Below are 10,511 nucleotides of genomic sequence, written 5' to 3'. Positions count from 1 at the left end.
AATCTACATAATTGAAATAAGGATTAATTTATGAAAAAATACAAACCAGCTACAAAAGAAGAATTAAAAGAATTAGTATTTAATGACGGTATAAAACTTGATTGTGTTGATACAAGTTTTATTACAGATATGAGTTATCTTTTTCATGAAAGTAAAAGAAAAGATTTTGAAGGCATAGAAGATTGGGACGTTTCTAATGTTACAAATATGGATATGATGTTTGCCTATATGGACTATCATACGATGGGAAGATATTCAATGACAGATTTTGATGCTGATTTAAGTAATTGGAATGTATCTAAAGTTAAAAGTATGAATCATATGTTTGCTTATTGTTCTAATTTTGATCAGCCTTTAGATAAGTGGGACACTTCTAATGTTGAAGATATGTCCTTTATGTTTTTGCAAGCTAAAGAGTTTAATCAGCCTTTAAATGATTGGAATGTATCTAAAGTGAAAGATATGAGAGGTATGTTTAAGTTAGCAGAAAGTTTTAATCAGCCTTTGGATAAATGGGATACTTCTAATGTTGAAGATATGTCTTTTATGTTTAATCTGGCAAAAAATTTTAATCAGCCTTTAAATAATTGGAATATTAGTAAAGTTGAAGATTTATCAAATATGTTTAGTTATTGTACATTTTTTAATCAGCCTCTTAATGATTGGGACGTATCTAATGTAAAAAATATGGAAGATTTGTTTAATAGTTGTGAGAATTTTAATCAGCCTTTAGATAAATGGAATGTTTCAAATGTTGAAAATATGTGTAGAATGTTTGATGATTGTAAAAAATTTGATCAGCCTTTAAATAGCTGGAATGTGTCTAATGTAAACTATATGAGCTGTATGTTTTTTTCAGCAGAAAGTTTTAATCAGCCCCTTGATAAATGGAATACAAAGAAAGTAACTAATATAGAGTTTATGTTTAGACATGCAGAAAAGTTTGATCATTATGAATCTTTAGAAAATTGGAATTTGGATAAATTAAAAGATATAACCTTTATTTGTGACGATGAAAATAAATTGCATACAAGACTTAAAGTATATATGCAAGCATTTTATCCTAAGGAAGATTATATAACTATAATAAAAGATAATGTAAAAGAAATATATGAGCTTATTGCAAAAGATAAAAATAGGAGAGTTGTAAGATTAAGAAAAAAGCTTGAAGAAGATTTTTCATCAGAGCTTTAATTCTTTGATTTTATGTATACTAATTCAAATTAATTGTATTAAAAAATTATGAATAAATGGTATTTAAGAAAAGTTTTTAATAATTACGAGCTTTATTGTAATGATGATAATATTTGTGATAAAGCTCCTATATTAGAACTTATTGATATTATAAAAAATAAATATGATGATGTTATATTTGAAGATGATTATTCTAATATTATGTATGGAGAGTATAGTAAGAAAGTAATTATAAATGGAATTGAATTTTCTATAAGTGAAGAATTATATACTTTGGTATTTAGTACTGAAAATACAAATGGAAATCATATTATATTTGAAATATCTGAAATATTAAATGCTCAAATGCAATAATAGACTTGTTTTCTATATTTATCATAAATACAAGTCTATTATTATTTAATTATTTATCTTGAATTTTTAAACTGTCTATTGCAGTGTTTAATTTGCTTTTTAATTCTTTTTTATTTATTTCATTTCTGATTTCATCTTGATACATTTTGTTACTGTTTTTTAAACTTTCTATTTGAGTATGTCCCATTTTAAATATTTGTTCTAATATATTTTTAGCATCTTTGTATCCTTCTTCAAGACGTCTTTTAGCTCCTTCAAGAGAGAAGTCCATTGCCCCAGTAAAGAAATTACCTATATCATTACTTGGAACAACTTCATAAACTTTGCATTTATCAGATTTTTCTATAGCAGCATCTTTATATAAATTTATTGCTATTATCTCATCACAGCCTTCATCATATAGAGGTTTCAAAGGTAAATTATTTCCATTTAATATTTCCATACCGCCGTCTATATAATCAGTGCCTTTTATTTTTTGCCTTCCGAATATTACAGGTATAGCACTTGTAGCCATCATTATTTCTTTTATTTCTTGATGAGTTTTACCGTTTAATTTAAAATATTCAACGTTTATTGTTTTTAAATTTACTGTTGTAGCATATATTGGGTATTTGTATTCGCTTATAATATCTATATTTAAATATTTTTCTATTATTTCTATTAATCCCTCACGGCTGAATATACCGTTTGATGATATAAATGAATTATTCTTATCAATTTTCTTTTTTGATAAAATTTTATCTTCTATTTCATTTGTCCAAATGTATTCGGATATTTCATAATTGTTTTGGGCTATTAAACATGCATTAAGAACACCTACAGAAGTTCCTGCAATAGCTTTAATCATTTTATCTATTTTATATTCTTTTAAAGCTTTCCAAACTCCTATTTGATAGCTTCCAAGTCCGCCGCCGCCGCCTAACACTAATCCTAATTTTTTCATAAATACTCCGTTTTGTATTTTTAAATTTTTGTTAAATATACTCCCCAAAAATCATTTATAAATTCTAAATAATCTTTTTTATTTTTATCAGTAGTTTTCTCTAATTTCTTTGCTATTTTATTTTCGTATGTTTTTATTTTTTTATATTGATCTTCTAATTTTTGTTTAAATTTATATATTTCTTTATTTGAAGAATAAGATTCAAAATATTCATTTAAATATTTTAATGTATTTCCATAATCTTTTTTTATTAAAAATATTTTTGCAATTTCTTTATAACATAAAGGTTTTTCATAATGCTTTATTTCTTTTATGAGAAGTCTGTATAAACATTCTATTTTTAAATTATGAGCTTCTTTATTACTTTGATCTTTTGATAAAATTATACTGCATTCCTGAATAGCTTTTTTATATTTCTTTTCAAGAAAATATTGTTTGGCTAAATCCATTCTTTCTTCTATGCTGATAAAACTATTAACGCTTGGAACATTAATATTTTTTGATGCCATTTTTAATTCATTCATTATTAATATTACTATTTCATAATTACTTATTTCAGCATTATAATTAAAATTACAAACATTAATTCCATAATCATTTATAAGATGAAGTTTTATAGTATCCGGATTTATATTTTTATGACTTTTTCCAAGAGTAAGTATTGAATTTATTATATAATTTTCTTCTTTATTTAATTTTTCTAGCTTTTTGATTCCGCTTAATATTGGTATAATAAATTCAGGTAAATTGTTATTGTACTTAACATTATAAAATATTTTATCTATAAAATTAGGTTTATCAATTAATTTAGAATATATATCTGATATTTTAATTTTATTATTTATATCTATATTAAAATCTAATAGTATTGATTTTATCATATAGATGTGTTCTTTGTTTATAGTTTTTTCATTATCATAAGAAATCTTATGGAATAGATCATTACTTAAAGATATTATTTTTTCTATGCTATCCATATCTTTATATTTTATGCTATCGAATTCAAGCATATTAGTGGAGGCTTTGAATTCTAATAATTGTACTTTTTTTTCCAAAGTTTCTATTCTGTTTGATTCTTCATTTATTTTATTTAATATAAAATTGAATGATTCTCTAATATTGTTACATATAGTTACAAGTTCTTTTTCAATATTTTCTTCTATGTTATTTAATTTATTATTAATATATATCAAGCCTTCATAAGTAATTTTATTTTGTTTAGCTAAGCATTCTATCATTTTTATAGAGGCATTTTTTACTATAGCGTAATTGTAATCAACTTCACCTCTTATTTTTCTATTTTGACCTGTTATAGAGTTAAACATATTACTTAGAAAACCTTGTTTGGCAAGAAATTCAGTTCTTGATTTTCCAGCACTTAAAGATGATACAGCTTCTATAGTTAATTCAGTAAGTTTAGTAGAATTTTTTTCGTATTCTTTTATATTGTTTAATATATATTCTTGTATAATAGATTTATCTTTTTCATTGATATCATTTTCGTAAGGTATAGTCAAATCCATAAATAACTCCTAAATGCTATAAAATAGCACGATATATTATACAATTTATTGATTTTTTTCACAATTATATTTATGTATATAATTATAATTTTAGGGTTTGATTAAATTTTTTAATATGATATAATGTTTCAAAATTTTGTAATAAGGGTTTAAAAAATGAAACTTCATAGTTTAACATTTAAAATACCGCTTATTATGGGACTTTCTATTACATTATCAATTTTTGTAATAACAGTTATAATGTTTTTAATATCATTGAAGTCTGTTGATATAGCGGCTCAAAATGGATTTGAAACTACAGCTGTTGCTTATGAAAGTACAGCTAATCTATGGATAGAACATCAAAAAACAATATTAGATGGTTTTGCTACTAATGCAAATATTATTAATTATTTATTGCAGCCAACTGAAGAAAATTTCAATTTGGCTGAAACTGCTTTGGTTAGTTTTAAAAATTTAAGACCAGCTACATCTCATTTTACACTTTTAAATAAAAATGGAAATGTTTTGATTGATTCAGAAAATGGTGCATTAAAGAATTATAATAATGGAATTGATCCGCATTTTAGTTTTTATAGTGATAATTTGAAAAATAATAAAATGGGTATAGTCAAATCAGAAATTACAGGCGAAGCGGTTTATAAGATGTATACAGATGTGAAAGATGATGATGGAAATATTATAGGTGTTTTATCATCTCATATAGACTGGTCTGACTTTATATATCATTGTATTTCTTTTGCTAAAGTTGGTGAAACTGGAAATATAATGATAGTTGATGAAGATAAAAATATAATTGCTGATAAAGATGAAACTAGAATATTGACTAAACTTGAAAATTTTAAAGATTTTGATGAATTGAGTGCATCAGGTAAATTTATTAATCATTATAAATATAATGGCAAACTTTATATGATGTATTTGAGTCCTATTATTTATCCTCATTGGTATATACTTGTTACTATTGAAGAAGATGAACTTTATAATCCTGTTAAATTTATGTTAACTTTGCCTATATTTATTGGTATAATTTTAACTATTGTGTCTATAATTATAATTTGGTCTTTCTTAAAATATATTCTCTCTCCTATAAATAAGGCAGTAAAAGAGGCTGAAAATATTGCTAATGGAGATTTAACAAGTGTTATATCAGAAAAACATCTAAATAGAAAAGATGAGATAGGGGATATACTAAATAGCTTTACCCAAATAAAGAAAGTTATAAAAGATATAATTAAAGTTGTTAATTCAAATATTTCTCAAACGAAAAGAACAGCTTATAGTTTATATTATTCAAACAAAGATTTATCAGACAGAACACAATCTCAAGCTACAGAGATAGATCAAACTACATCTTTTATGGAAAATATATCATCAGCTATAAAAGAATCAACTACTAATATAAGATCTATAAGCGACAGTATGGTAAATGCCAGAAATGATATATCAAATGCTGGTTCTATTATTAATGATACAGCTAAGAATACTTCTTTAGTTTTTGAGTCTAGTAAGAAAATAGGTGATATTATAAAGATAATTGAAGATATTGCATTTCAAACTAATATACTTGCATTGAATGCTTCTGTAGAGGCGGCTCGTGCCGGAGATCAAGGCAGAGGTTTTGCAGTTGTTGCTTCAGAAGTTAGAAATTTGGCTCAAACTACTTCTGAATCAGCTAAAAATATTACTTCATTAATAGAAGATAGTAATGATAAAATTAAAAGAGCTACAGATTCGGCTAATATGTCTCAGAAACTATTTGCTGATATAGAGAAAAAAATTGATAATACGACTACAATAATGGAAAATATGGTTAATACTATGCATAAGCAGGAAGAAGATGTTAATAGAATAAATACATCTATGCTTAATATAGATTCTAAAACCAAAGAAAACTCTAGTCTTGTAGACTTTATGAAAACTTCTTCTAGTGAATTGGAAAAGCAAACTAATGATTTCTTTAGTGCTATGAGCTTTTTTAAGACAGGTGTATATCGTTTGGAATGGTCTGATAATTATAATACTAATAATGCTCATGTAGATGAACAGCATATGAATCTTATTAACTTTATAAATGATATATATTCTGCTATACATGAGGACGATGTAGAGAGAGTGAAAAATATATTTAATATGACTTTAGATTATACTAAATATCATTTTTCAGATGAAGAGAAATTACAAAAAGAAAATGCCGATAAATATAAAAAAATAAAGGAGCATTTTGAACAGCATAGAAATTTTGAATCTTTAGTTGCGAAAAAAATTGAAGAATTAAATTCTGCAGCTGATTGGAAAAATACAGCTTCTGATATGGCTAATATATTAAGTAAATGGCTTATTCAGCATATAGGTGTTTGGGATAAGGAATTTGTAAAAACAGCTGGTATATACGACCATTAAATTATTTTTTTATGTAAAATATGAAAATTGTTATTTTTATTATGAGTTTTGTTTACATAATTATTAATTTAACAATTTTTATTGTATTAATTTGAATAATAATTAAAAAAATTATTACAAAAATATAAATATTTCTTTATTTAAATAGATTATTTATTATAGTTTATTGATAATAATTACTTTTAAGCTTAATTTATTATATTGAAATTTTTTTTTATTGGTGTTATTATTGATGAATATAGTAGTGATGGGGACAGAATATGAAGATATATAGTTTAAGATTTAAAATACCTGTTTTATTTGTAAGTGCTATAGTATTATCCACTTTTTTAAGTATATGGATAGTATTATTATTAAGCATAAAAGTAATAGATGAAACAGTTGAAAGTGGTTTTGAGTCTACATCTATTTCATATAAAAATTTGATTAATTTATGGCTTAGTGATAATAACAGTTCTATGGAGAATTTTGTTACTTCGGAAGCTTTAATAAATTTTTTACAAAATCAGGATAATCCGGATTTGAGATTGAGAGCAGAAGAAGCATTGAAATATTTTAAAAGTTCAAAGAATTCATTTGTTAATTTTATCTTATTAGATGTTAATGGAAATGCCATAATAGATTCAGAAAATGGAATATTAAATAATGTATCTATGGATAGGAATGATAATGGCTGGAAAAATTTTGTTTCAGGCGGTTATAATTCTGGAGGGGAAGAAAGTATTACAAAATCTGTAGCTACAGGAAATCCTACTTATAGAATATGGAGAGGAGTAAAAGATAATACAGGCAGAGTAATTGGTGTATTATCAGGAAATGTTGATTGGGGCGATTTGATAAATAGATATGTACTTAATGTTACGGTTGGAAAAAGCGGAAAAATATCTATTATTGATAGTAATAAAAAAATATTAGCTCATCCGGATAATAATAAAATATTAACAGTTGCTGATAATTATGCTCCTTATGATGAAGTAATAAAAAACGGCGACGGCATAATGCATTATAAAGATACTGATAAACAAGGTTATTTAATGTCATATTATAATGTAGATGGTACAAATTGGTATATTATAATAAGTATCTTAGAAAGAGAATTATATTCTTCATTAGGTAAAACAGTATTATTTGCTATATTATTTTGTTTAGTAATAATTGCGGTTGTAACTGCTGTTATTGTTGGATTTACTAGAAGATTAACATCTCCATTAAAAGAAGCATTGAGAGTTGCTAACTTGATTTCTTCAGGTGATTTAACTTTTGATATTAATGAGAGATATTTTTCAAGAAAAGATGAAGTAGGTGAGTTGATAAGAAGTTTTGATAATATGAAAAGATCTATAAAAGATATTATCAGTATTGCTAACTCTAATGTAGCTTTGACAAAAAGAACAGCTTATTCTTTATCATATTCTAACAAAGATTTAGCATCAAGAACTTTAAGTCAGGCAGCAGACTTAGAGAAAACAGCTGAGGCTACAGAAGAAATTTCAAGTACGATCAGAAAAACAGCTGATAATGCAGCTATAATTAATGATATGATGATAAATGCTAGAAATGCAGTTGAGGAAGCTGGAAGCATCATTGCTGAAACAGCACAAAATACAAGTCAGGCATTTGAATACAGTCAGAAAATTAGCGGATTGGTAAAATTCATTGAAGATATAGCTTTCCAAACTAATATACTTGCTTTAAATGCATCTGTAGAAGCAGCAAGAGCAGGTAATCAGGGTAGAGGTTTTGCGGTTGTTGCTTCAGAGGTTAGAAATTTGGCTCAGACAACTCAAAGTTCAGTTAATAATATTACTTCATTTATTGCTGAAAGTAATGAGAAAGTAAAAAAAGCAACAGATTCTGCTAATATGTCAAGAACTTTATTTGAAGATATTGAAAATAAAATAGAAGAAACTACAAAAGTTATTGCAGATATGGCTAATACTACTAAAGAACAATTGATAGGTATAGACAGTATTAATTCAGCTATGTCAAATATGGATGCTCAAACTCAGGGAAACAGTTCATTAGTTTCATCTATGCATGAATCTTCTAAAGAATTGGAACAGCAAATGGAAGATTTATTTAATGCTATGAGTTTCTTCAAAATTGGTGCTAGAAAATTAGAATGGTTAGATCAGTATTATACACATAATAAAACTATAGATAGTCAGCACGTACAAATTATTGAGTATGCTAATAAAGTTCATTCTGCTTTATATAATGGTATTAAAGATGATGTTGATGAAGCATTTAAAGGTGCTATTAATTACACAAAATACCATTTTTCAGAAGAACAAAAAATACAAGTTGCTAATAAAGATAAATATCATAAAATTAAAGAACATTTTGAAGAACATAGAAAATTTGAAAAAGCTATTGATGATCAATATAAAGCATTTAAATCCAGCAGTGATTGGCGTCAGGTAGCAATTGATTTTTCCGAGCTTTTAGCTAAACTCTTAATAGAACATATAGGTGTATGGGATAAAGAGTTTGTTAGAATTGCCGGTATACAAGATTCTTAAAATATTTATTTCCAATTAGAACCAAAAGGGGAGCTTTCTATAAGTCTATTGTAGAACAGCTCTCTTATTTTATTTAAAAACTTTTTTGTTTCATCACTTGAATAATCAGCATAAGTCCATTCTAATTCAGTGTATCCTTTTTTCTTTTTATATAATAATGTTAAATCAGCAAATACACCGTCTTTTAAATATATTCTATGTGTGAAATTTTTATTTGTAACTAGAATAAAATTTTCTAAAGTTAATATTGCAGGATCTATATTTATTTTTCTATTTTGTTTATCATCTAAATATTCTTTTTCTATATTATCAGTTATTCTTTTTACATCACTGATATAATCTCTTTCTATCATATTATTAAAAACAATGAATCTTTTATTTAAAGAATCTCCCATTTCATCTTTATAGTATGCAGAATGAGAAAATAAATATTCATCGCTAATAACTTCTATTTCTCCAAAGTTATTAATAAGTTTTTCTAATGCAGAATTATATATATTGATGTCATTGTACATTAAAGCCATAACAAGCACAGCTTTTGATTGTTTTAATACTTTACTCATACTGATATATTACATCATTTTTATTTATTTTTCTATAATCTTTATAATAAAAAAATAATTAATATTTGACTTGATATTGATTCATATTTATAATGTGTATATATAAAAATAAAAAAGGAGTAAAATATATGGCTACACCACATATAGGAGCAAATAAAGGCGATATTGCAGAAACTATACTTTTACCTGGAGATCCTCTTAGAGCTAAATTTATAGCAGAGAATTTTTTAGAGAATGTTACTCAGTATAATTCTATTAGAAATATGTTTGGATTTACAGGAACTTATAAAGGAAAGAAAGTTTCTGTTCAAGGTACAGGTATGGGAATGCCTTCTTGCAGTATTTATTCTTATGAACTTATACATTTCTATGGCTGTAAGAATTTGATACGCATTGGTACTGCTGGAGCTTTGGTAGATAAACTTCATATTGGAGATTTGGTTATAGGAATGGGAGCTTGTACAGATTCTAATTATGCTGCACAGTATGAACTTCCTGGTACTTATGCTCCTATAGCTAGTTATGAATTATTAAGAAAAGCTGTTAATAAAGCTGATGAAATGAAAATAAATTATCATGTTGGTAATATAGTTTCATCTGATGTATTCTATGGTGCTAATAATGCTACTCCTAAATGGGCTGAAATGGGAGTATTAGCTGTTGAGATGGAAGCTGCTGCTTTATATATGAATGCTGCTTATGCAGGAGTTAATGCTCTTTGTATGGTAACAATTTCTGATTCTTTAATTACTGGAGAGGCTACAACTGCAGAACAAAGAGAAAAAACTTTTACTAATATGATGGAAGTTGCTTTGTCTTTAGCTTAAATTTTTAAATTGCTATAAACTAAAAATATTATTTTAATATTTTAAATTTGTTAATTGGGGTTTTATGTTATTACATAAAGCCCTATTTTATTTTCTTAAAATTTTAATTAAAGATAATATTTAATAAATTAGTAATTATACCTAAACAACTATATTTTGTCAAAATTAAAATTATATTTTCT

8 protein-coding genes are annotated in these 10,511 nt (G+C 25.4%); 5 read left to right on the top strand and 3 right to left on the bottom strand.

Annotated elements, in window-relative coordinates; translation table 11 throughout:
- The first annotated feature begins 30 nt into the window (after positions 1 to 30).
- Positions 31 to 1,194, top strand: coding sequence for a BspA family leucine-rich repeat surface protein (locus tag R4K56_RS13810; RefSeq protein ID WP_335773005.1), 1,164 nt, complete (start codon positions 31 to 33; stop codon positions 1,192 to 1,194).
- Between the two features lie 48 nt (positions 1,195 to 1,242).
- Positions 1,243 to 1,548: a hypothetical protein gene (locus tag R4K56_RS13805; protein WP_335773004.1), complete on the top strand. Its 306-nt coding sequence runs from the start codon at positions 1,243 to 1,245 to the stop codon at positions 1,546 to 1,548.
- A gap of 49 nt (positions 1,549 to 1,597) precedes the next feature.
- Here the strand turns inward: R4K56_RS13805 and R4K56_RS13800 are convergent, their stop codons facing one another.
- Entirely contained in the window at positions 1,598 to 2,491 is an 894-nt protein-coding gene (locus tag R4K56_RS13800; RefSeq protein WP_335758445.1) for a patatin-like phospholipase family protein, read from the bottom strand.
- Between the two features lie 20 nt (positions 2,492 to 2,511).
- Positions 2,512 to 4,014: a tetratricopeptide repeat protein gene (locus tag R4K56_RS13795; RefSeq protein WP_335773003.1), complete on the bottom strand. Its 1,503-nt coding sequence runs from the start codon at positions 4,012 to 4,014 to the stop codon at positions 2,512 to 2,514.
- Positions 4,015 to 4,170: 156 nt separating this feature from the next.
- On the opposite strand from R4K56_RS13795, the gene R4K56_RS13790 reads away from it, so the two are divergent.
- A complete protein-coding gene (locus R4K56_RS13790; RefSeq protein WP_335773002.1) occupies positions 4,171 to 6,417 on the top strand; it encodes a methyl-accepting chemotaxis protein in 2,247 nt (748 codons plus the stop codon).
- Positions 6,418 to 6,677: 260 nt separating this feature from the next.
- Positions 6,678 to 8,939, top strand: a complete 2,262-nt coding sequence (locus R4K56_RS13785; protein WP_335773001.1) for a methyl-accepting chemotaxis protein — start codon at positions 6,678 to 6,680, stop codon at positions 8,937 to 8,939.
- Positions 8,940 to 8,944: 5 nt separating this feature from the next.
- Here the strand turns inward: R4K56_RS13785 and R4K56_RS13780 are convergent, their stop codons facing one another.
- A complete protein-coding gene (locus tag R4K56_RS13780) occupies positions 8,945 to 9,502 on the bottom strand; it encodes a DUF4416 family protein (RefSeq protein ID WP_335758441.1) in 558 nt (185 codons plus the stop codon).
- 128 nt (positions 9,503 to 9,630) lie between these two features.
- On the opposite strand from R4K56_RS13780, the gene deoD reads away from it, so the two are divergent.
- Complete coding sequence (deoD, locus tag R4K56_RS13775) at positions 9,631 to 10,329, top strand: purine-nucleoside phosphorylase (RefSeq protein ID WP_335773000.1); 699 nt, start codon at positions 9,631 to 9,633, stop codon at positions 10,327 to 10,329.
- The last annotated feature ends 182 nt before the right edge of the window (positions 10,330 to 10,511 follow it).

It is taken from the genome of Brachyspira pulli (genome assembly GCF_036997785.1).
Classification (GTDB): domain Bacteria; phylum Spirochaetota; class Brachyspiria; order Brachyspirales; family Brachyspiraceae; genus Brachyspira; species Brachyspira pulli.
The sequence above is the reverse complement of the archived record's forward strand: the minus strand, read 5'-3'. Positions and strand labels throughout refer to the sequence as shown.

Bases quoted from the DNA above. Each gene is read 5' to 3' on its own strand.
- R4K56_RS13810 (WP_335773005.1), top strand. From the start codon at position 31: ATGAAAAAATACAAACCAGCTACAAAAGAAGAATTAAAAGAATTAGTA.
- R4K56_RS13805 (WP_335773004.1), top strand. From the start codon at position 1,243: ATGAATAAATGGTATTTAAGAAAAGTTTTTAATAATTACGAGCTTTAT.
- R4K56_RS13800 (WP_335758445.1), bottom strand. From the start codon at position 2,491: ATGAAAAAATTAGGATTAGTGTTAGGCGGCGGCGGCGGACTTGGAAGC.
- R4K56_RS13795 (WP_335773003.1), bottom strand. From the start codon at position 4,014: ATGGATTTGACTATACCTTACGAAAATGATATCAATGAAAAAGATAAA.
- R4K56_RS13790 (WP_335773002.1), top strand. From the start codon at position 4,171: ATGAAACTTCATAGTTTAACATTTAAAATACCGCTTATTATGGGACTT.
- R4K56_RS13785 (WP_335773001.1), top strand. From the start codon at position 6,678: ATGAAGATATATAGTTTAAGATTTAAAATACCTGTTTTATTTGTAAGT.
- R4K56_RS13780 (WP_335758441.1), bottom strand. From the start codon at position 9,502: ATGAGTAAAGTATTAAAACAATCAAAAGCTGTGCTTGTTATGGCTTTA.
- deoD (WP_335773000.1), top strand. From the start codon at position 9,631: ATGGCTACACCACATATAGGAGCAAATAAAGGCGATATTGCAGAAACT.